General features: G+C 31.4%; 21 protein-coding genes, 1 tRNA gene and 1 riboswitch. Of the genes, 9 read left to right on the top strand and 13 right to left on the bottom strand.

The features are described from left to right. Positions 1 to 171 precede the first annotated feature (171 nt). Genes BN1075_RS08645 through BN1075_RS08655 form a run of 3 tightly spaced genes read right to left on the bottom strand, consistent with a single transcriptional unit; the run spans position 172 to position 3,821 of the window. Entirely contained in the window at positions 172 to 1,116 is a 945-nt protein-coding gene (locus BN1075_RS08645) for an ABC transporter ATP-binding protein (RefSeq protein WP_040192719.1), read from the bottom strand. After that, complete coding sequence (locus BN1075_RS08650; RefSeq protein ID WP_040192720.1) at positions 1,097 to 2,773, bottom strand: ABC transporter permease; 1,677 nt, start codon at positions 2,771 to 2,773, stop codon at positions 1,097 to 1,099. Before BN1075_RS08650 ends, BN1075_RS08645 begins: the two co-directional genes overlap by 20 nt. Next, a complete protein-coding gene (locus tag BN1075_RS08655) occupies positions 2,766 to 3,821 on the bottom strand; it encodes an ABC transporter substrate-binding protein (protein ID WP_081911533.1) in 1,056 nt (351 codons plus the stop codon). The genes BN1075_RS08650 and BN1075_RS08655 overlap by 8 nt, the downstream gene beginning before the upstream one ends. A gap of 239 nt (positions 3,822 to 4,060) precedes the next feature. On the opposite strand from BN1075_RS08655, the gene BN1075_RS08660 reads away from it, so the two are divergent. Continuing rightward, positions 4,061 to 4,717, top strand: coding sequence for a PHP domain-containing protein (locus BN1075_RS08660; protein ID WP_040192721.1), 657 nt, complete (start codon positions 4,061 to 4,063; stop codon positions 4,715 to 4,717). A gap of 41 nt (positions 4,718 to 4,758) precedes the next feature. Here BN1075_RS08660 and BN1075_RS08665 read toward each other — a convergent pair whose 3' ends face one another. Genes BN1075_RS08665 through yedE form a run of 3 tightly spaced genes read right to left on the bottom strand, consistent with a single transcriptional unit; the run spans position 4,759 to position 6,290 of the window. After that, positions 4,759 to 4,995, bottom strand: coding sequence for a putative Se/S carrier protein (locus tag BN1075_RS08665; RefSeq protein WP_040192722.1), 237 nt, complete (start codon positions 4,993 to 4,995; stop codon positions 4,759 to 4,761). Position 4,996: 1 nt separating this feature from the next. Further along, complete coding sequence (locus BN1075_RS08670; protein ID WP_328286188.1) at positions 4,997 to 5,212, bottom strand: sulfurtransferase TusA family protein; 216 nt, start codon at positions 5,210 to 5,212, stop codon at positions 4,997 to 4,999. After that, positions 5,196 to 6,290: a YedE family putative selenium transporter gene (gene yedE, locus BN1075_RS08675; protein WP_040192724.1), complete on the bottom strand. Its 1,095-nt coding sequence runs from the start codon at positions 6,288 to 6,290 to the stop codon at positions 5,196 to 5,198. Before yedE ends, BN1075_RS08670 begins: the two co-directional genes overlap by 17 nt. 149 nt (positions 6,291 to 6,439) lie before the next feature. Here yedE and BN1075_RS08680 point away from each other — a divergent pair, with 149 nt between their 5' ends. Further along, complete coding sequence (locus tag BN1075_RS08680) at positions 6,440 to 7,597, top strand: aminotransferase class V-fold PLP-dependent enzyme (protein WP_040192725.1); 1,158 nt, start codon at positions 6,440 to 6,442, stop codon at positions 7,595 to 7,597. A gap of 71 nt (positions 7,598 to 7,668) precedes the next feature. On the opposite strand, the gene aroD is transcribed toward BN1075_RS08680, so the two are convergent. After that, the gene (gene aroD / locus BN1075_RS08685) at positions 7,669 to 8,427 is read right to left on the bottom strand and encodes a type I 3-dehydroquinate dehydratase (protein ID WP_040192726.1); all 759 of its coding nucleotides are present in this window, start codon (positions 8,425 to 8,427) and stop codon (positions 7,669 to 7,671) included. Between the two features lie 679 nt (positions 8,428 to 9,106). Between aroD and BN1075_RS08690 the strand changes: the two genes are divergently transcribed. Next, positions 9,107 to 9,364, top strand: coding sequence for a GIY-YIG nuclease family protein (locus BN1075_RS08690; RefSeq protein ID WP_040192727.1), 258 nt, complete (start codon positions 9,107 to 9,109; stop codon positions 9,362 to 9,364). Positions 9,365 to 9,384: 20 nt separating this feature from the next. Beyond that, complete coding sequence (locus BN1075_RS08695) at positions 9,385 to 10,026, top strand: DUF2238 domain-containing protein (protein ID WP_040192728.1); 642 nt, start codon at positions 9,385 to 9,387, stop codon at positions 10,024 to 10,026. Between the two features lie 18 nt (positions 10,027 to 10,044). Here the strand turns inward: BN1075_RS08695 and BN1075_RS08700 are convergent, their stop codons facing one another. The 4 genes from BN1075_RS08700 to BN1075_RS08715 form a co-directional block, all read right to left on the bottom strand. Then, entirely contained in the window at positions 10,045 to 11,184 is a 1,140-nt protein-coding gene (locus tag BN1075_RS08700; RefSeq protein WP_040192730.1) for an MGDG synthase family glycosyltransferase, read from the bottom strand. Positions 11,185 to 11,391: 207 nt separating this feature from the next. Next, positions 11,392 to 11,467: transfer RNA gene (locus BN1075_RS08705), tRNA-Trp, on the bottom strand. Between the two features lie 83 nt (positions 11,468 to 11,550). Further along, positions 11,551 to 12,111 carry a DUF3867 domain-containing protein gene (locus BN1075_RS08710; protein ID WP_040192907.1) on the bottom strand — a complete coding sequence of 187 codons (561 nt, stop codon included), beginning with the start codon at positions 12,109 to 12,111 and terminating at the stop codon, positions 11,551 to 11,553. Between the two features lie 89 nt (positions 12,112 to 12,200). After that, positions 12,201 to 12,821 carry a CBS domain-containing protein gene (locus BN1075_RS08715; protein WP_040192731.1) on the bottom strand — a complete coding sequence of 207 codons (621 nt, stop codon included), beginning with the start codon at positions 12,819 to 12,821 and terminating at the stop codon, positions 12,201 to 12,203. 320 nt (positions 12,822 to 13,141) lie between these two features. On the opposite strand from BN1075_RS08715, the gene BN1075_RS08720 reads away from it, so the two are divergent. The 4 genes from BN1075_RS08720 (at position 13,142) to rimI (ending at position 16,228) form a co-directional block, all read left to right on the top strand. After that, positions 13,142 to 14,365: an HD-GYP domain-containing protein gene (locus BN1075_RS08720; RefSeq protein ID WP_235777771.1), complete on the top strand. Its 1,224-nt coding sequence runs from the start codon at positions 13,142 to 13,144 to the stop codon at positions 14,363 to 14,365. Positions 14,366 to 14,626: 261 nt separating this feature from the next. Then, positions 14,627 to 15,085: a tRNA (adenosine(37)-N6)-threonylcarbamoyltransferase complex ATPase subunit type 1 TsaE gene (gene tsaE / locus BN1075_RS08725; RefSeq protein WP_040192734.1), complete on the top strand. Its 459-nt coding sequence runs from the start codon at positions 14,627 to 14,629 to the stop codon at positions 15,083 to 15,085. After that, positions 15,082 to 15,789: a tRNA (adenosine(37)-N6)-threonylcarbamoyltransferase complex dimerization subunit type 1 TsaB gene (gene tsaB / locus BN1075_RS08730; protein ID WP_040192735.1), complete on the top strand. Its 708-nt coding sequence runs from the start codon at positions 15,082 to 15,084 to the stop codon at positions 15,787 to 15,789. Before tsaE ends, tsaB begins: the two co-directional genes overlap by 4 nt. Beyond that, complete coding sequence (rimI, locus tag BN1075_RS08735) at positions 15,782 to 16,228, top strand: ribosomal protein S18-alanine N-acetyltransferase (RefSeq protein ID WP_040192736.1); 447 nt, start codon at positions 15,782 to 15,784, stop codon at positions 16,226 to 16,228. Before tsaB ends, rimI begins: the two co-directional genes overlap by 8 nt. A gap of 177 nt (positions 16,229 to 16,405) precedes the next feature. Here rimI and BN1075_RS08740 read toward each other — a convergent pair whose 3' ends face one another. Both BN1075_RS08740 and BN1075_RS08745 read right to left on the bottom strand, forming a co-directional pair. Next, positions 16,406 to 17,029 carry an ECF transporter S component gene (locus BN1075_RS08740; protein WP_040192737.1) on the bottom strand — a complete coding sequence of 208 codons (624 nt, stop codon included), beginning with the start codon at positions 17,027 to 17,029 and terminating at the stop codon, positions 16,406 to 16,408. Positions 17,030 to 17,155: 126 nt separating this feature from the next. Then, positions 17,156 to 17,268, bottom strand: a riboswitch (FMN riboswitch). A gap of 89 nt (positions 17,269 to 17,357) precedes the next feature. Next, the gene (locus BN1075_RS08745) at positions 17,358 to 19,532 is read right to left on the bottom strand and encodes a Tex family protein (protein WP_040192738.1); all 2,175 of its coding nucleotides are present in this window, start codon (positions 19,530 to 19,532) and stop codon (positions 17,358 to 17,360) included. Between the two features lie 123 nt (positions 19,533 to 19,655). On the opposite strand from BN1075_RS08745, the gene BN1075_RS08750 reads away from it, so the two are divergent. Next, positions 19,656 to 21,029, top strand: coding sequence for a M28 family metallopeptidase (locus BN1075_RS08750; protein ID WP_052406481.1), 1,374 nt, complete (start codon positions 19,656 to 19,658; stop codon positions 21,027 to 21,029). The last annotated feature ends 16 nt before the right edge of the window (positions 21,030 to 21,045 follow it).

Raw genomic sequence — 21,045 nt, forward strand, 5'->3', positions numbered from 1 at the left:
TATGATTATCTTCTAATATTACTCTATCTATTCAACTAATAAATCACTGTTAGTAGAAATCATATTTTAACTTCATTCATAAAGGATTTTTATTTACTGCTCTTATTAAATTATTTATCTAACTTTGATTTAATAAAAAAAGCAGGGTGATACTTCATCCCTGCAAATGTATTAGAAATATACCTTATGCTGAAATTCTAATCCTACTTGTTCTCCTGGATTATAAACCACTCCACCGCAAGGCACCTTTATTTTTATTATATTTTCATCAGCTGCAATAATATATTCATTATAAAATCCTAAAAAATCTCTGCTTATAACTTTACCCTGAATCTTTCCATCAGCTGAAATTTTTATATTTTCTTGACGTACATAAAATGTTTTTCCATCCGTATCTATTATTTCATTAGCACTACCCAGAAATTTCATTGAGAAAATGTTTGCTGGATTATTATAAACCTCTTCTGGAGTTCCAAACTGCATCAATTCTCCCTCATTCATGATAGCTATTTTATCAGCCAGAGCCAATGCCTCCTCTTGATCATGAGTTACAAAAACCATGGTCATATTAAATTTCTTTTGGATATTCTTAATCTCTTCTCTCATTTTGATTCTTAACTTGGCATCAAGATTACTCAAAGGTTCGTCCAGAAGGAGTACCTTAGGATTAACTATCAAGGCTCTAACCAATGCAACTCTCTGCTGCTGTCCTCCACTAATTTCATGGATCTTAGAGTTAGCATAGCCTTCTAATCCAACTATTTTTAAATACTCAATTCCCTTTTCCTTGGCATCTTTTTTTGAATACCCTTTAAACTTTAAGCCATATATTACATTTTGTAAAACTGTCAAATGAGGAAATAATGCGTAGGATTGAAAAACAGTTGTTACTGGTCTTTCCTCTGGAGATAGCTTTGTTATATCCTTCTCTTCTATTTGTATTTTTCCTTCATCACCCTCTAAAAAGCCACCAATCATTTTTAATGTGGTTGTTTTTCCACACCCTGAAGGTCCTAAAAGACATAATATTTCTCCCTTATTTATGCTAATAGATAGATTTTTAACTACCCTTTTTTCTCCAAAACTTTTATTTAAATTACTCAATTGAAGAAACATCTTTCATGGCACTCCTTCCTAAAATGATTTTTGAAAACAATAAGTTTACAAACATCGTAATTATTATTATTATAGTCGCAATAAGTGAACCAACCCCATATTCACCACTGTTTATGGCATCAAACAACGCCAAAGTAGCAAGCTTCTTCCCCGGATGAATTAAAAATATTATTGAACCTATAGTAGTCATGGAAGTTGTAAAATTGTTGATAAACCCAACAATAAATGCATTTCTCATATTGGGTAAAACTATATCTTTAATTACATGGAATTTTCCTGCACCTAAGTCTCTCCCTGCTTCCTCCAGATTAACATTTATTTGTGATAATGCAGCACTTGCAGTCTTAGTAGTTAATGGCATCTGTTTAAATACACAGTTAATAATTACAATAGCTGCTGTACCCGTAATCAGTAATGGAGGCTTATTAAAAGCCAATATATATCCTATTCCAAAGAATGTTCCCGGAATAATATATGGAAGTGTACTTATAAAATCTAATATTTGACCTCCAAACAGCTTTCTTCTCTCTACATAGTAAGATAAAAGTATTCCTATACAAGTTCCAGTAACCCCTACAATAATTCCATATATTATACTTCGTATAAAAGTAGACATACTATATAACTTTAAATAGTTGAAGTGGTCTAAGGTAAACTGCATTTTTCCATAGCTATACTTTGTTATTCCACTTATAAATATTATTCCATACTGCATTATCATCATTACAAAGAATACAGCTGATATAGATGTTATTACCCAGTTAAATATTCCTTTTATTTTAATATTCAGCTCTTCTACAGAACCCTTATTACTCGTTCCCTTTACCAATAAATCATTTTTTTTCATCAACCTTCTATATAAAACAAAAACTAATAGAGCAGGTATAAGAATTATTACATTCATTGCTGATGACAATGGTAGATTTGCATATCCAATAATCTGCATATAAATTTCTGTTGCCAAGACATTGAATGGTCCACCGATTGTCATTGGTGTTCCAAAGTCAGAAAGAGATCTTACAAATGATAATAAAAAACATACCAAAATAGCAGGCTTTATTAATGGAATCACAACTTTTCTAACTGCATAAGACGGGCTAGACCCCAAATCCAATGATGATTGTATAAGACTCTTATCTATTTTAGATATAATTCCAAGAAGCATTAATGCATTTAAAGAAGCAAATGATAAACTCTGCATAGCAACAATTCCATGCCATCCATATGGATTAATTGATAGTCCAAGTAACCTGTATGTTATAAGACCTCTTCTTCCAAAAAGCTGAATATATGCTAAAGACGAAACAAATGGTGGAGAAATCATTGTAACCATAAGAATCCCCATAAAAATAAGCTTTTTCTTTCCTTCCATAAAGTTTATTTTTACAGCAACTGCTACAGATAAAACTGTTGAAATCACTGCAGTTAGTGTGGCAACAAACACACTGTTATACAACAAATTTTTATTGCTTGTAAATAATTTCTCATATAACTCTAAAGTAAATTCACCATCAATAAACAAACTTGTTTTTATTACACATACAATAGGCCAAAGAATGAAAACTAAAACAGAAATTGAAATTAAGCCAATTAAAACATAATCAATTACATTATAAAAACGGGTATCTAATTTAGATACCCTGCTTTTCTTATTCATTTTCAGCTTTATCACCCATTAAGACATTCCATTTATCAAGAATTTCAGTTCTCTTTGTCCCAAATAGTGATAAATCTTCCTCCATTAGTTTTTCTCTAGGGAATGTTAACTCTACCCCTTCTAAATTTGGCTTAACTAATTTTAATGTATCTTTATTATCAAGTCTTATTACTTCTTTTAAGTTCTCATCTTTATATAACCAATCTATAAATACTTTTGCACCTTCAACATTAGAAGCATTTTTGAATACAGCTACTCCCTCAGGAACGTATGGTATACCATCTTCTGGATAAACAATTGTAACATTTTTTTCTTCCTGCATCTTCTCTAGGCCTTTATCGATATATGTTACACCAATTGCAACTTCTCCTGCCATAGTTTTTACATTTGGATCTTTACCTCTTTTAGAGTAATAATCTATATTCTCATTAAGTTTTTCAAAGTACTCCCATCCTAATTCTTCACCCTTTGTTTGAAGAATTGCATTCACAACGGCATAGTTAGTTCCTGATATTGCAGGATTAGACATTAATATTTCACTCTTATATTCAGGCTTAGTTAAGTCATCCCAAGTTTTAGGCATTTCTAAATTCTTTTCTGCTAATATGTCATTATTAACAATAAATCCTACCACCGTTAATCCTTTAGAATACCAATAACCTTCTGAATCTTTATATTCTGGTGCTAACTCTTTTGCTCCATCGAATTCAACCTTCTCTAATAAACCATCTTCCTTAGCAGCCATGAAAGCATCTATTCCACCCCCAAACCATAGGTCTGCCATAGGATTTCCACCTTCAGCTTTAACTTTAGATATAACTTCCCCTGAAGACATGGATAAAAACTCCACCTTAATACCTGTTTCTGCAGTAAACTTATCAAATAGTTCTTTGTAAGTTTCTGATGTAGTTACTACCTTTAAAGGTTCAGTTACTACTTTTGATTCACTTCCATCACTTGCCTTATCTTTTGTTCCGCAAGCTACTAATCCAACAGTCATTACTGTAGCTAAAGATAATGTTAATATCTTTCTTATACTCTTAAACATATGTTTCCTCCTAATTCCTATGATAAAAAGCAATAAAACTCATTGCCAAATATAACTTTGTGTCGGAATATGTGTATCCCTGTTCAATCATAACATTTTATCCTTATAATTTAAAATACTTATTATGGTTATTTAAAATTATAATAGATATATTTTATCTATTATAATTTTAAATATGTTATTTGTTTTTGAATTTTATACGGTATTATTTAATTAATGATATTCTTAAGGAGATAAAAATGATAATAGATACTCATATGCATGAAAATAAATATTCATTTGATAGCCTAGTATCCTTCGATGAAATACTTGAGCAAGCAAAAAAAGTTGGACTTGATGGAATTTGTATAACTAATCATGATAATGCAGACTTAATAAAAGAGACCGGGTCATTTTTTTACAAAGAAGGAATCTTAGTCTTAGTTGGAGCCGAAGTACTTACAACTAAAGGTGATATTGTGGTTTTTGGAGTTGAGGATTTACCTAGAGAAACCTTTGAACCTAACAAGCTTACACCTGAAGAATTGTTAACTATTGTAAATAACCATAATGGTGCTGCCATAGCCGCACATCCATATAGAACCAATAATAGAGGTTTAGGCGATAATATAAAATCTGTGGCACACATATTAGATGGCGTTGAAGCCTTCAATGGAAGTACTCCTCCTCATCACAACTTAATGGCCTACACTACTGCAACAGAATGTAGTCTTGGAATTTTGGGAGCAAGTGATTGCCATGTTAAAAATAAGGTTGGCTGCTACGCTACAGAATTTAACTGTGAAATTAAAACTATGAATGACTTCATAAAGGCCCTCAAGTCTAAGAATTACTGTCCTGTTATTCTTAAAGATAATGGTTACGAAAGAATAAATATTTATGATACATTAAAATAAAAGCTGGTTGAAAATGAATAAATTCATTTTCAACCAGCTTTTTAGTCACAACTATATAATTCTACATGACTTCCACAATCCATTTTAAAAATCTTCTCAATGTCTTCTGTAATCATACTATTAATATCTTGATCTGTTTTAAATTTTACCCCTATTCCACAATTTGAACTAAGCTTTCTTGGTACTGGCATTGTTTCATTCTGAATTCCTATCGAGTTTAAATATCTATGATATTTTATTGCTCCTGAATGGGTAAAGAAAACTACTGTATATTCCATATTATTTACTAGCCTTTACTAAGAAATCTTCACCAATTTCTTCCACCTTCACTTTTAAACCAGCATTTTTCACAAATCTAGACACGTTTTCCTTTGCTACATTGTTATCAACAAGAATTTCGAAACCATTCTTGTTGCTTTCTAACGTCTTCTTAGCCATAAGTACAGGCTGTGGGCAACTCATTCCTCTTGCATCAACTCTAACCAATTGTAACACCATCCTTTTCATTTTTTTTGCTTGATATACTAAATGATTTATTCATGCACAATACAGATATTCCTAAAAGTACACCTAAGGCGATAAATATTGCAATTTTACCATTTGGTGTAGCTCCTTCTGCTGATGATGCCAGCTTAAAATTATGTGCGAATGCAGCTCCTACAACCATCCCCATAACAGTTATGGCTGAATCTGCATTTCCTTCTCCAGATAGGATTAATTGCCTTAATGGGCAGCCACCTAATAAAACTGAGCCCCATCCAGCAACTAACATACCCATGAAGTTCCAAGTACCATCATTAAATGCTATAGGTTGATCTACAAAGCCTAATTTAAAATAACCTAAAGCTAAATTACCAACTAATGCAACAACAAATATTGCAATAAATCCCCACATCAAATAAGTATCTTTAAACATTATTAAATCTCTTATTCCACCAACCATACAAAGTCTTGTACGCTGAGCTACTACCCCAATTATTAAGCCAGCTACTAAAGCTATTGAAACTGGTGCATGCATTGAACCAGGACCACTTTCACTAAAGAAAATAACTGCTGGTGCAGAAATTAGAAGAACTAAAAGCATAATTGCAATAACAGGCATTGCATAGCCTTCTACTGTATTCATTGTATAATTTCTTTTTAATGAGAAACCTCTGTTAAGGAACTGAATTCCAATAAATATTCCTGCTGCAAATCCAAGTAGTCCTACTAAAGCATTTAAGTCTCCTCCTGCCATTCTAAGTACCATTCTTAATGGACATCCCAAAAACATTAAAGCTCCAATCATTACAATAGCTCCAAGTATAAATCTTAAAAATGGAGATGAGCCCCCTTTAACTTTAAACTCTTTTGTAAACAAAGCTATTATAAATGCGCCTAAAATCATACCTATAATTTCTGGTCTAATGTATTGAACTACCTCAGCTCTATGAAGTCCTAGTGCCCCTGCTGTATCTCTTAAAAAACATGCTATACATGCTCCCATATTTTTAGGATTTCCGAAATACACTAAAGCAACTGATATTAATCCAACGAGTCCCCCTGCAAATATTATGCCTTTTTTTTCCTTCATAACTTTACTCCCCTTTATAAATTTGATAGTATTTAAATATAAGTAAAGTCTACCATATATTTCTTTTTAGATTAAATTCAAAATACCAATAGATTAAGCACAATCTATTGAACACTCAAATAAATCATTAGCCTAAAGGGGGGGATTAAATGAAAAAAACCTATCTCGATAATGGTGCAACTTCTTTTCCTAAACCTAAAGAAGTTATAGCTTCAATGACTAACTATATGTCCTCAATTGGAGGTAATGTAAACAGAGGCAGCTATAAAAATTCATTTGACGCAGAAAACACAGTTTATGAAACAAGAGAGCTGTTATGCAAGTTTTTTAATTTTTCAAAACCCGAAAACGTAATCTTTACTTCAGGCATTACAGAAAGCCTCAATGTAATTTTAAAGGGTTTATTTAATGCTGGAGACCATATTATTGTCTCCTCAATGGAACATAATGCAGTCCTTAGGCCTTTAAATTCAATTTCTAAACTTGGAGTTGAGTACACAGCTGTACCTTGCAATTCTAACGGTGAATTAGATGTAGCTCAACTTAAAAATTATATGAAGTTAAATACTAAGGCTTTAGTAATGACTCATAGTTCAAATGTATGTGGGACACTGCTTCCATTTAAATCTATCGGTAAGTTTTGTAGAGATAATCACCTATACTTTATTGCTGATACAGCTCAAACTGCTGGTGCAATTCCTATAGATATGAAAGATTTAAATATTGATATTCTTTGCTTTACAGGTCATAAAAGTCTTTTAGGACCTCAAGGCATAGGTGGTTTTTTAATCTCTGAGGAATTAAGTAAGATTACCAGACCATTACTTGAAGGTGGTACTGGAAGCTTCTCTGAATATGAATATCAGCCTTCCTATATGCCTGATAAGTTCGAAGGTGGAACACCAAATGTTCCCGGTATATACGGTTTAAATGCTGGAATAAAGTACATAAACTCAATTGGAATAAATGAAATACAAAGGCATGAGGAACATTTAACTCAGCTTTTTATTGATAAAGCAATGGATATACCTGAGGCTGAAGTTATAGGATTACCTTCTTCAAAAGGCAGAACTGCAGTTGTCTCACTAAACTTTAAAAATTACGATAATGGTGAAATAGCTTATTACTTAGATAAGGATTATGGAATATCCGTACGCTGCGGCCTTCACTGTGCTCCTTTAGCTCATAAGACATTAAATACTTTTCCATACGGTACAGTACGCTTTAGCTTTGGATTATTTAATACAACAGATGACATAAATTACGCAATTGACTCAATAAAAAAAGTAATAGCCAAAATCTACTGATTAATTAACTATTACGTTTCTTAAACTTAAATATTTTTTAAAGTACTTCTTCTCCAAATAGAAGAAGTACTTTATTCATGTAGTAAATTTAATAACTTCTTCACCCTTTCAATTGGAAGCTGTCCTGGTGCTGACTGTTCTCCAACTGTTGCGAAAGTTACATCCGAACCAAAAAATTCTCCAGCAACTCTGCTGATCATACCTACTGCTGACATAGACATTGCTATAATTGGTCTATCAGCATGAATCCTTGCCATCTCTTCTGTTGCTTCCATTAATATAAATACATCGCTTTTTTCTTTAGCCATTACAGCTATTTTTAGCATATCTCCATTAAGCTTCTGCATCTCACATAGCCTATTTATTATTTCATCTTTATTTGGCGTTTTATTAAAATCATGATTTGAAATAACTGTATAAACATTATTTATTTTTGCTTCAGCAACTAAATCCCTAACAATATTTTTACCTATATAATACTCTATATCAACAAAATCAATAATCTTACTTCTAACTACATTAATATTTAATTCTAAGTATTTCTTAGAAGAAATATATAAATTTCCACCTTCCTGCAACGTCCTAAAAGTAAATAACAGTGGTTTATCTTTTAACCAAAACTTCAATTCATGTAAAACTTCTTCGACTTTCTCCCATTGCTTAACATTATTAAAAAAATCAGCTCTCCATTCAACAAAATCTGTATCTGATTCATTTATAAATTTTGCTGAATTTATAATTTCTTCTTTGGTGGTGCCAATAATAGGTACACATATTTTGGGCACTCCTTCTCCGATTTTCAAACTTCCAATTTCTATAATTTTCTTCATTGTTTTCTCTCCAAAAGCTATATTAATCTCTTTTACTCTTTTACTCTTTTACTCTTTTAAGTATACCACTATTTTTCTCTACTTATATTTCAACTTAACTTTATAAAATACTATTACAATTTCTAATTATGGATTTAATTCTCTAGTAAGTTATCCTTATAACTGCACAAACTATTATTAAGAGGAAATAGCTTAAATTAATTTCAACGTTAAGTTCACATCCAAACTGCAGCTTTTGTAAAATCACCTTTGACTTGGCTAATATGAACTTGCTTTCTCCAAAATCACAGGAGAAAGCTTCCATTAATTAAAGCTCTTTTGCTCATTTGTTCACCTTCTTATGCACTACTATTGAAATAAAGACTTAAAAGCACCTCTCTTTTAAGTCTTTATTCTTTTTAATTAATTAATTAAAAAGAATAAATGAAAATAATTCTCATTTATATTGACATCGAAAAATAAATATAGTATTATTAACTCATTGATAAGAGATATCAATTACTATAAAATCCTTAAATCTTTTATATTTATTAAACTTGCAGAGCTGATTTCCCCAAATCAGCTCCATTTCTTTTTAATTAACCTTTTTTACAACCCACTCAATCATCCTTATGCTTTAGTTTGACCATATTTGCTATAATAGTAATAGTTTAAAATGTAATTATTGGGGGAGAATTAAATGTGTTACATATACATAGTACGATGCAGCGATGATACTTTATATACCGGATGGACAACTAACATTGAAAAAAGAATAAAATGCCACAACAGTGGAAAAGGCGCAAAATATACTCGTTGCAGATTGCCCGTTGAATTGGTTTACTTCGAAACTTTTAAAGATAAATCAACAGCCTTAAAGAGAGAATATGAAATAAAGCAATTATCTCGTGATAAAAAGCTTTTACTAATAAATGAAAATAGCCATCCAAATCTTTGATATTGCCGGAGGTCATCTCAATGAAAAAAACTAAGCTCCCCTTTAGTTTATTATTTAAATGGTCATTTAGAATAATCTTACTTTTTCTAACAATTTATTATATCTTAACTAATAAAGATGGTGCAAATGCCAACTTTATCTCTAACGGAATTGTAATTCTTTTTACATCCTTTATTCCTGATATAATCTGCCTAATATTTAAATTTAATATATCAACTGCCATTGATTTTCTTATACAAAGCTTTATATTTATGACCTTATTTATGGGTAAAATGTATAGATATTATTCCATTTGGCCTTTATGGGACTTCTTCTTACACTGGCTGTCAGGCGTAATTTTAGGATTTTTTGCTTTAACAGCCTTAAAACCGTTAGCCGGCAGAAAAGTTTATCCCCTATTACCCCCTGCTCTTGTTAGTGTATTTATCTTCTTATTTTCTGTAACAGGAGCTGCACTGTGGGAGTTTTGGGAATTTGCAGGAGATCAGCTCTTTGGATTTGACTCTCAGCTTTTCAGCTTAGTTGATACAATGTCTGATATGATAAGCGGAAGCATAGGTGCACTTATTGTTGCATTTATGGGATATCTATTTATAAAGAAAGGTTCTTTTAAGTTCTTGGATGGTTTTGTTAATGGCACGTCGAAAAAACAGCGTAAATAAAGAGACTTATCCTCTTATTTACGCTGTTTCATCTTGCTTTTTATTTTCATTTATCAGCTCTTTTATCAATTCAAATATTTCTTTGCAACTCTTCTCTTTATTAAACTTACCACAGTTCTCCTCAAGTTTATTCAGCTTAACTTTATCTTTTAACAGTTCTTCAACAACAATATTACAATCCCGTCCTTTACCTATGGATACAGCCATACCATGCCTTATTAAAAACTTAGCATTTGATTCTTCTTGCCCTGGAATTGCATCAAAAATAATCATAGGAAGTTTAGATGCTAATGCTTCAGAAATCGTTAATCCACCTGGTTTAGTAATTAGTACATCTGCCAAATTCATATATTTAGCAACTTCCTTTGTATATTTAACTACTTTTGTTTTTTTAGTGACTTGCTTTATACTTCTTATCCTATCGTATAATCCTTTATTGTTTCCTGTGATAATAATAATTTGAAACTCCTCTTTTATAGTTAATAACGAATTATATATTTCCTCAATATTATTAACTCCAAAACTTCCAGCCATAATTAAAATAGTTTTAACTGAATCTAACTGCAAATCCTTTCTAAAAGCTTGTTTATCCTCTTTCGCTTGTTGAAAGAATTCTTTAGCTACCGGTATTCCAAAAGGATGAATTATGTCTGGTCTTACACCTCTTATGACCATTTCACTTACCATGTCTTCGCAAGCAACGCAATAGCTATCTACATTCTTCTTTATCCAGGTGTTATGCGCTGCGTAATCTGTCATTAAACAAATATGTGGTATTTGTATCACTGAAGATTCCTTCAAAATTGAAATAATTTCAGTTGAAAACGGATGAACAGTTACAATCACCTCCGTATTAAAGTTTTTTATAAGTGGCGTAATTCTTTTAGATAATATCATCAACGTTTTAGTTACAAATAAAGATATTAAACTTTTTCTATCAGTATCATTATAAAATATCCTATATAAATAATTCATATTTCGTACAAGAAATACATATCCGTTGCTTATAATTTTATTTATTAATGGATTTATATATTCAAGAGTGTCCACTAATTTAACCTTTGCATCTTTATCATTACTTTCAATATACTCTTTTAATGTTTCAGCAGCTTTCATATGACCACCACCTGTAGATGCAGATAAAATAAGAATATTCATGTTCAAAACCTCTCATCATTGTTATTACTTATTGAGAATTTTGCCCAAGTTATTCTTTTTTAATACCACTTCTGCACACTTTGTCCATTTTTCTTTCAAAATATATTTTTATTTATTCAAAATTTCTACTTCTCATTTACTCCCCAAATACAAGTTAATCAAAAATAAAAAAAGTCAGCAAACTTTTTAGTTTACTGACTTTCTAACTGGCAGGGGCACGAGGACTTGAACCCGGAACCAACGGTTTTGGAGACCGCTACTCTACCAATTGAGCTATACCCCTTCGTTACTTGTTCATTATATAATATATATATATGAAAAGCAAGAGGTTTTTTTCATTATTTTTTTAATTTCTACAAAATAATTTTAGTATAAATAGGTAGAAGCATTCTCACATATAGAAATATTAAGTGTTTTATTGCTTACGACCTTTTTATATGAACATAAAAACTCATTTAATTCAATATCTGTTAAATCAATTTTGTTAAAACTTTTTAAAATAATATTTTCATCTTGAGTATATATTTCCACATCGTTTTTACTGTTTTTTATGCAGTAATTAGTAGATGTCTTTACAGTTAATTTACCTTTATACTTTTCTTGAAAGCCCATTACCTTTCTGGCATCTTCATATTCATTTCCTAAAGATTGTAAGGATGAATCTATTCCCATAGATTTCATTTGCTCTTCAAGGTCATCTGTAGAAACTCCATATCTCTCCATTATTTTCTTTTGTATATTCATAAACTTTTCTTGAGATATGTTATTCTCATTCATATACTTCATTATTTCTCTGCTCATTTGTGCCATTGACATCTTTCCTTGAGCCATAGAATAATACATTGAATATATATAATCCTCAAACTTATCTACATCTTTATCACTTGCTTTATTCTTTAGTTCATTAAAATCTATTACGTCGCTAATTTTAATCATCTCCCTTTAAAAGAAAAATACTTTTATCTTTTAGATACCTAAATAAGATTTAATTTTATTTTCAACTGCTATCAAATAAATTATTCTACTTTAAAGCCAGCTTCCTTTAATTTTTTAACTATTAAATCTATATCATTTGTGTGTATTCTTAAAATTATTTCTTTAACCTTAGTAATACTCTTTAGATCAACAACTACAAAGCTGATAATCTGACCATTATTTTCTGAAATAACCTTAGATAGTTTAGAAATCTGTCCTGGTATATCATATGCAATTATAGATATTCCATAACCATGATTTTCTCCAAAAAGCTCTGAGAACTGTTGGAAGATAGCATTATGAGTTACAATTCCCTTCATTGCTCCCTTTGCATCTATAACTGCTAAGAAAAATGTATTTTTTGTAGCTAGGTAGTAAGCTGCATCCTCAATCTTACCTTCAGGTGAAACTACTGGAACGTTTGTTATCATAACATTTTCAACTAAGATTTCTGATAACACTGCTTTACTTTCCAGAGCTTTTTCATAAAAATATTCATATATTTGTCCTTTAGAAATTACACCTAAAAACTTATCTCCATCCACAACTGGAATAGATAAAAAGCCATTTTTCTCCATTAAATCCAGAGCGTTTCTAACACTTTCCTTAGGATTTACAATCGTTAAATCATCCCTTGATAACATTAAATTTTTAATTAACATACATAACCCCTCCCCATTTAATTGGATTTATATTATTATACCTTAATATGTAATAACAGCGCCATATGATGAAGTACTTTTTTACAATAATTAAAACTTTATAAATAAAATATTCATATTATAAAAAACATTATAGTCAATTAATACCACTCTACATTTAAATATATGCAGAAACTTAAGTTAAGTAGCCAAATATAACATATTATTTTCTTTTACTATTTTTTAATATTAAACCATTATTTGTTACATTTTAATACAACTTATGATAAAATAACTTGAAGTATAATATAAAGGTGTGCGTAAAAGAAATGGCTATTAGTATGAAAAGTATTGCATCTGCTATTTCCTTAGCTTTAGACTTAGCAGATAACAATTGGAATAAACTCGATTCTTTAATTGATCCTTCTACTGGAATAAACTACTGTTTACATCAATTTTCCAATCATTGTAAGAGAACAACTTATATTGCTTTAGAAATTGGACGTCAATTAAATTTAACTAATGACACTTATTTTAACTTATATGTCTCTTCCATTATTCATGACATCGGTACCCAAAATATATTCGACTTAGCTCATCATTCTAGTTTATATATAAAAAAACACTGTGAGGAAGGATACAATATGCTAAAGGATATTCCATCCTTGTCCTATATAGCGAAAATCATTAAGTACCACCATGAAAACTATAATGAATCAGGCTGCTTTAATTTAAAAGGTTATGATATACCTATTGAGGCTCAGATTATTAGACTAGCAGATTTAATTGAAACTCAATTGGAATATGATAGACACTACTATACAAATATGAAATATATCACTTCTTGGATTGAAGGCAGAGCAAATATACTATTTTCTCAAGAACTTGTTGATAACTTTTTAACGGTAGCACAAAAGGAAAACTTTTGGTTAAATTTATATAATAATAGTAATATAGATGATTTTATAAAAGACCTTGCCCCAAAAGACGATATTTTTATATCTCTTAAAGAGTTTGAACAACTATCAAATATCTTTGCAACCATAATAGATAATAAAAGTACCTTTACAGCTTCCCATTCAAAAGAAATATCTAATTTAGCTCATAAAGTATCTATTCATTTAAAATATGATGATAAAAAAGCTTTAAAAATGAAAATTTCAGGCTTACTCCATGATATCGGAAAAGTGGCCATCCCTTGTGAGATTTTAGATAAAGAAGGATCTTTAAATGATGAAGAGTTCGCTATAATTAAATCTCATGTATATTACACTAAGCTCATCCTCAGCAAGATAACTAATATTGATGATATCTGCGATTGGGCCTCTAACCATCATGAAAAACTTAATGGTACTGGTTATCCAAACCGTATTCATGGTGAAAATTTGAGCGAGGAATGCAGAATTATGGCTGTATGCGATATATACCAAGCTTTAGTTGCTGATAGGCCCTACAGAAAAGGAATGACTGCTACAGAAGCCTTTGTTCTAATGGATAAAATGGTTGACCAGCAATTTATTTGTACTAAAGCATTGCAGTCATTAAAGGTTATGATTTTAAATTAAAATGGCAATAATATAAGTAAGACTCCAAAAGTGACACGCCAAATCTGTGATTTGGCTAGTAGAATTCTCATAGAGTATATCTTTGATTGGGTAACTCGTACTTACTCCTTCTAATGAATACGAAAATGAGTTTACATTATTAATGCTAAAATATATGCTTTATAGCTATACACATATAAAGCGAAGCAAATATGAATGTTATTTTTCTATTTGCTTTGCATTTTTTTTCTTTTAAGCTAAAATATTAATGAGGTGAATCACATGGAATTTATAGTTAAGAACGTTGAAGAGTTAAATTCCCTAGGTGTGCAATTAGGTAAATTGTGTAACTCCAATGATATTATATGCCTGATCGGAGATTTGGGTACAGGTAAAACACATTTAACTAAAGGTATTGCTACGGGTTTAGAAATAAAGGACCATATTACTAGTCCAACCTTTACTATCGTCAATGAGTATGACGGAAGATTAAGACTTTACCATTTTGATGTTTATAGAGTAAATGACCCTGATGAGATTGCTGCCATAGGTTTTGATGAATACATCTTCGGTGATGGGGTAAGCGTAATTGAATGGGCAAATTACATTGAGGATTTAATACCTGAAGAAAGCTTAACAATCAACATCGAAAAGTTGCCTGATATAGGAGAAACTTATAGAAAAATTACTATTAATTATACAGACAAACGTTACAATTATACAAAGGAGTTAACACTATGAAAATATTAGCCTTAGATTCAGCAACCGAATGTGCAACAGCTGCCATTCTTGATGATAATAAGCTGCTTGGAGAAGTTGTTATTAACCATAAAAAGCAACACTCTGTAATAATGATGCCAATGATAGACAGCTTAATTAAAAACTGCGGTTTATCTATTTCAGATATAGATGGATATGCAATATCAAACGGTCCTGGTTCTTTTACAGGACTTAGAATTGGTATGTCAACGGTTAAAGGCTTAGTTCAAGCAACTAAAAAACCATTTGTAGCAATAAGCTCATTAGATGGTCTTGCTAATAACCTATTTAATATTGATGGAATAATATGCCCAATAATAGATGCCTTAAGAGGAAATGTTTATACTAACTTTTATAAATTTGAAAATGGCAAATTAGTCACATTAGAAGAGGATCAGCTGCTTTCTGTTGAAGAAGTCATTGAAAAATGTTCAAACTTTGCTGAAGCAGTAACCTTTATCGGTGATGGAACATACAAATTCAGTTCTAAGCTACTTGAAGCCCTTCCTACGGCTTCAATTGCTCCAAGCCACCTTAACGTAGCTAAAGCATCTTCTATTGGTGCCTTAGGTCACCAAAGGCTTTTTGAAGGCTACAGCGATAATGTTTTAAGTGCTGCCCCAGTTTATCTTAGAAAGTGTCAGGCTGAAAGAGAATATGATGCTAAGGTAAATAAAAATGACTGATATTAGTATTGAAAAAATGAATGCTTCAAATATCCTTGGTGTAAAGGAAATTTGTGATTTAAGCTTTTCTTCACCATGGTCCATAGATTCTCTTAACAAGGAATTAACCAATGAGCGAGCAGCTTATATAGTAATAAAACTAGGAGATAAAATTGTTGGCTTTGGCGGTATGTGGACTTTATTTGATGAAGCAGATATAACCAACATCGCAGTTCATCCCGATTACCGTGGTCATAATTTTGGTGATATTATTGTTGAAAATCTAATTAAAATAGCTAAAGAATTAGGTGCCACATCCATGACCCTTGAGGTTAGAGCATCTAATACACCAGCAATAAATTTATACAAAAAACATAACTTCACCATTGAGGGTACCCGTAAGAATTTTTATGAAAATCCTAAAGAAGATGGCCACATAATGTGGAATTACAATTTATAAGTGAATGTCCAGAAGTTACACTCCAAATCTATGATTTGGGTAATGGAACTTCCACAGAGTACATCTTCGATTTGGCTAACACAAATTTACTTAGTAGATCACTCAGAAGGAGTTTCCTTAACTCTAAAAAGGGTCAGTCACACTTTGTGACTGACCCTTTTCTATTCTCTTTACTAATTATCTCACTGTCTGATGCTTCATATTTATATTTTCTTTATTAATCAGTGGTGCAACCTTTTTATAAGACGCAAAGGTTATAACAGATACAACAGCTCCCTTTAATATGTTAAATGGAGTTATCCCTATTATTATTACTCCAGCAAAACTACCTATTGCTGAATTTCCCTCTGCAGACATTCCTATAATAGCATCCATTCCACCATACATTGTTGCATATAACGGAATTAAAATAAAGTAGTTAAACACAGCTCCAACGATAGTCATAGCTATAGTTCCTAATACTAAACCTATAAGAGCACTTTTCTTAGTTTTGTTTCTATGATAAACAAATGCTGCAACCCATACAAAACTTGCTCCAATTATAAAGTTAGCAACTTCTCCAACTCCACCTGTTGCACTTCCTGTGAATAATAGATTTAAAAGTACTTTTCCACCTTCAACTATTACTCCTGCAACTGGACCTAAAGCGAATCCTCCTATTAAAGCTGGCAGATCACTAAGATCGAACTTTAAAAATGGCGGAAAGCCTGGTATTGGGAAATCGAATAGCATTAATACAAATGCCATTGCCACTAGGACTGAAATTTTGACTAATCTGTTTACATTTTTTGATGTGTTCATTGTTTTACCCCCTAAAACATGTCGCTCCTTCAAAGGGTTTCCGTTACATATTTTATTTATACAAAAATAAATGCCCTGATTAAAAAATCAGGGCACCAAAATGTACAACATTAAAATACGTTAACTACTACCTTCTTTCATCCAGACTATACTGTCGGCTTCGGAATTTCACCGAATCAGCCTTTCGGCTCGCGGGCTTTACCGCCGGTGGGGAATTACGCCCCGCCCTGAAGTGCATTATTTATTTTTATTACATTATTATCTTATCACGAAGAAAATTACACTTCAATAGATATTTTGTTAAATATTTATTTTATTCTCTTTATGTTTATTTTATTTGAACATCCTTCTTCATAGATAAAGAAATTCTGTTTCTCTTCTCATCAATATCAATTACAGTAACTTCCACAACATCACCAAGCTTAACTACATCTAATGGATGTTTAACAAACCTGTCACTAAGCTGACTCTTATGAACTAAGCCATCCTGATGAACTCCTATATCCACAAATGCACCAAAATCTGATACATTTCTAACTGTTCCCATAAGCTTCATACCTTTTTTAAGCTGGGATAATTCAATTACTCCAGTCTTAAATATTGGCTTTGGTAATTCCTCTCTAGGGTCTCTGCCTGGCTTTTTAAGTTCTTTAATCATATCAACTAAAGTAGGCTCTCCAATCTCAAGAGCTCTTGCTAAGTTACCTACACCTGCTATTTTTACCTTTTCATCAATATCATTGATATTTCTACTTCTTAAATCCTCGTCAGTATATTCTAGAATTGCCATAAGCTTTTTGCAGGCATCATAACTCTCTGGGTGTACTGCAGTTCCATCTAAAGGTTCCTTACTTTCATCAACTCTTAAGAATCCAGCACATTGTTCAAAAGCCTTAGCTCCTAATCTCTTAACCTTTAACAATTCTTTTCTTGATTTAAACTTACCTACTTCATCTCTATATGCAACGATATTTTGTGCTATTGATGGGTTTATGCCTGAAATATATGATAATAAGGATGGTGTAGCGATATTAAGATCCACCCCTACATTATTAACACAATCTTCAACGATATTTTTTAAAGACTCATCCAGTTTCTTCACTGCCACATCATGCTGATACTGACCTACCCCTATAGACTTAGGGTCTATTTTTACAAGCTCTGCTAATGGATCTTGAAGTCTTCTTCCTATAGAAATTGCTCCCCTTACAGTTACGTCTAAATCAGGATATTCCTTAGTTGCAAGCTCTGATGCAGAATAAACAGATGCGCCTGCTTCTGATACAACCACATAGAATACCTCTTTACCGGTTTCAGCTTTAACCTGATTTATTACATCACTTAAAACCTCTTCTGATTCTCTACACGCAGTTCCATTTCCTAAAGATATAACATCAACATTATACTTTATAATCATTTTCTTAAGTATCTCTTTAGCTTCTTTAACCTTAGCTTCACTAGCCGCTGTTGCATAAACTGCGACGTATTCTAAAAACTTTCCGGTATCATCAAGTACAGCAACCTTACATCCTGTTCTAAATCCTGGGTCAAAGCCCATTACAACTTTACCCTTTATTGGAGGTGCCATTAATAGAGCTTTTAAATTTTCCTTGAAAATTACAATAGCTCCATCCTCTCCTTTTTCAGTAAGCATATTTCTAATTTCTCTCTCAATTGAAGGATAAATTAATCTCTTTAAAGAATCCTCAATGCTTTTTTCAATATATCCATTACACTGAGCATCCTCAGTTATAACTGATTTTCTTATATACGCTTGAATTCTCTCCATGTCCACAGTAATTTTTACTGATAGAACCTTTTCATCTTCACCTCTGTTTATTGCTAAAATTCTGTGAGGTGGTATAAATTTAACCTTTTCATTATACTCATAATACATTTCATATTGGGTTCTTTCTTTACTTTCACCCTTTGTTTCAATAAGTCCTGTATTAATAACATATTCTCTTATCCATTTTCTAAAGGCTGCATTATCACTTATTTTCTCACTTATGATATCCATTGCCCCTTGGAATGCTTCTTCTAAAGAATTAACACCCTTTTCTTCTGAAATAAATTCTTCTGCGAATTTATTTAAATCCTTATCTCCACCTCCAGCTAATATATATTCGCTTAGTGGTACAAGGCCTTTCTCCGTAGCTATAATAGCTCTAGTTCTCTTCTTTGGTTTAAATGGTCTATATATATCTTCTACTTCTGTTAAAGTCTCTGCCTTTATTAACGATGTTCTTATTTCCTCTGTCATCTTTTCCTGTTCTTCAATAAGTCTTATGACATCTGCTTTTCTATCTTCCAGATTTCTTAAATATGTAAGCCTATCTGAAAACTTTCTTAAAATTACATCATCAAGTCCACCGGTTTTCTCTTTTCTATATCTAGCTATAAAAGGAACTGTATTTCCTTCATTTAAAAGTTCAATAACATCTTCAATTTGAGTTTTATTCATTGGAAACTCTTTTAATAATTTTTCATTAATGATTGACATAGCCTTCCTCCTAAATGCACAAAGTATCGTACCATTTTATTCTATCACAACCAATGTACTTTTATCATATATGAACTCAAATTTTCATATATATAATATTAAAGTAATATATTAGGTGGTTGTATGAAAAAAATAGGAATATCTTTATTAATTTTAATTTCAATTATACTGTGCTCAATAAGTTTTAGCACATACATAAAATTAAATAACTTTAAAAGTAATGATGCAAAAAACACCATAGAATACATCTGTGGTGATGCATTTCAAGGCCGTCTGGGCGGTACTTTAGAAAACTCTATGGTTGCAAATTATATTAAGAGTGAATTTAAGACCATAGGTCTTGAGCCATTTAATGATAATAATTATTATCAAAGCTTTACAACAAAATGTCCTCAGCGTGTAGATAAAACACCACTTTTATCAGTAATAGATAAACAGGGTAATATCGTAAAAACATATGATTATGGTGTGAATTACAAAGAAACTCTTCTTAATTTCAGAATTAATGAACTAGAATTTTCTAGTGCTGATATAAAAAATAAAAATACTAATGGTTTATTTGTTTCTAATCCATCAATAAATAGCAATGCTATTTTTGTAACAACTGTGGATAATACACTTAATTTCAGAGGTTCATTCTTTGAAAATAGTGATGCTGACTTATATATTCTTATCACAAAGGAAACTCTATCAGATATTAATTCCTATTTGGACGAGGGTTATTCCATATACACATATATTCCATATGAAGTGCAGGATGTAACCTTAAATAATGTTGTTGGAACAATTAAAGGTTCTAACCCTGACTTGCCACCATTAGTCTTTGGAGCACACTTTGATCATGTCGGAGCAGACTTAGCAGGTACTATTTATAACGGTGCACTAGATAATGCTTCTGGAACAGCCTTTCTTATAGAGCTTGCAAAATATATCAAGAATCTTGGTACTCCTGATAGAAATATTATTTTTGTAGCTTTTAATGGTGAAGAATTAGGTTTAAAAGGTTCCACAGCCTTTACAGAAGAATACGGTGATTTATTAAAAGATAGCAGGGTATATAACTTTGATATGATTGGAAGCTATGATGGTGTTCCTCTTTGTATAATGTCTGGTTCAGGTTCTTCAGTGAAATCACCTTTAGTTGATGAAGTTGCAACAGTAATGAAAGAAAGTAAAATATACTTTAACTATCTCTTCGAAGATGCCAGTGATCATGCCCCTTTCATCAATATAGGGATTGAAGCAATAACACTCTGTGATAACGATACCTCTAGAATTCACACTCCAAACGATAGAATCGAATATATTAGTGAAACTGCCATAGATAGATGCTTTTCAATAATGAAGGTATTTATAATAAAAGATGCCTATAGTGATAATTTTATTTACACTAACTTCTCTTATTTAATACTTGCCTCAGCCTTATCAACTTCTATCTTAGTAGTAATTGTTTCATTTATTGTTATAAAAAAAAGAAAACATAAAAAAGGAATATAGAAAGCTCTATATTCCT

Origin of the sequence: Clostridium culturomicium, assembly GCF_000821305.1 — a bacterium.
GTDB classification, from domain to species: Bacteria; Bacillota; Clostridia; order Clostridiales; family Clostridiaceae; genus Clostridium_J; species Clostridium_J culturomicium.

Bases quoted from the DNA above. Each gene is read 5' to 3' on its own strand.
- BN1075_RS08650 (WP_040192720.1), bottom strand. From the start codon at position 2,773: ATGAATAAGAAAAGCAGGGTATCTAAATTAGATACCCGTTTTTATAAT.
- BN1075_RS08690 (WP_040192727.1), top strand. From the start codon at position 9,107: ATGTGTTACATATACATAGTACGATGCAGCGATGATACTTTATATACC.
- BN1075_RS08720 (WP_235777771.1), top strand. From the start codon at position 13,142: ATGAAAAGTATTGCATCTGCTATTTCCTTAGCTTTAGACTTAGCAGAT.
- BN1075_RS08715 (WP_040192731.1), bottom strand. From the start codon at position 12,821: ATGTTAATTAAAAATTTAATGTTATCAAGGGATGATTTAACGATTGTA.
- BN1075_RS08750 (WP_052406481.1), top strand. From the start codon at position 19,656: ATGAAAAAAATAGGAATATCTTTATTAATTTTAATTTCAATTATACTG.
- BN1075_RS08740 (WP_040192737.1), bottom strand. From the start codon at position 17,029: ATGAACACATCAAAAAATGTAAACAGATTAGTCAAAATTTCAGTCCTA.
- rimI (WP_040192736.1), top strand. From the start codon at position 15,782: ATGACTGATATTAGTATTGAAAAAATGAATGCTTCAAATATCCTTGGT.
- BN1075_RS08660 (WP_040192721.1), top strand. From the start codon at position 4,061: ATGATAATAGATACTCATATGCATGAAAATAAATATTCATTTGATAGC.
- BN1075_RS08745 (WP_040192738.1), bottom strand. From the start codon at position 19,532: ATGTCAATCATTAATGAAAAATTATTAAAAGAGTTTCCAATGAATAAA.
- yedE (WP_040192724.1), bottom strand. From the start codon at position 6,290: ATGAAGGAAAAAAAAGGCATAATATTTGCAGGGGGACTCGTTGGATTA.
- BN1075_RS08695 (WP_040192728.1), top strand. From the start codon at position 9,385: ATGAAAAAAACTAAGCTCCCCTTTAGTTTATTATTTAAATGGTCATTT.
- BN1075_RS08680 (WP_040192725.1), top strand. From the start codon at position 6,440: ATGAAAAAAACCTATCTCGATAATGGTGCAACTTCTTTTCCTAAACCT.
- tsaB (WP_040192735.1), top strand. From the start codon at position 15,082: ATGAAAATATTAGCCTTAGATTCAGCAACCGAATGTGCAACAGCTGCC.
- tsaE (WP_040192734.1), top strand. From the start codon at position 14,627: ATGGAATTTATAGTTAAGAACGTTGAAGAGTTAAATTCCCTAGGTGTG.
- BN1075_RS08700 (WP_040192730.1), bottom strand. From the start codon at position 11,184: ATGAATATTCTTATTTTATCTGCATCTACAGGTGGTGGTCATATGAAA.
- BN1075_RS08645 (WP_040192719.1), bottom strand. From the start codon at position 1,116: ATGTTTCTTCAATTGAGTAATTTAAATAAAAGTTTTGGAGAAAAAAGG.
- BN1075_RS08665 (WP_040192722.1), bottom strand. From the start codon at position 4,995: ATGGAATATACAGTAGTTTTCTTTACCCATTCAGGAGCAATAAAATAT.
- aroD (WP_040192726.1), bottom strand. From the start codon at position 8,427: ATGAAGAAAATTATAGAAATTGGAAGTTTGAAAATCGGAGAAGGAGTG.
- BN1075_RS08655 (WP_081911533.1), bottom strand. From the start codon at position 3,821: ATGTTTAAGAGTATAAGAAAGATATTAACATTATCTTTAGCTACAGTA.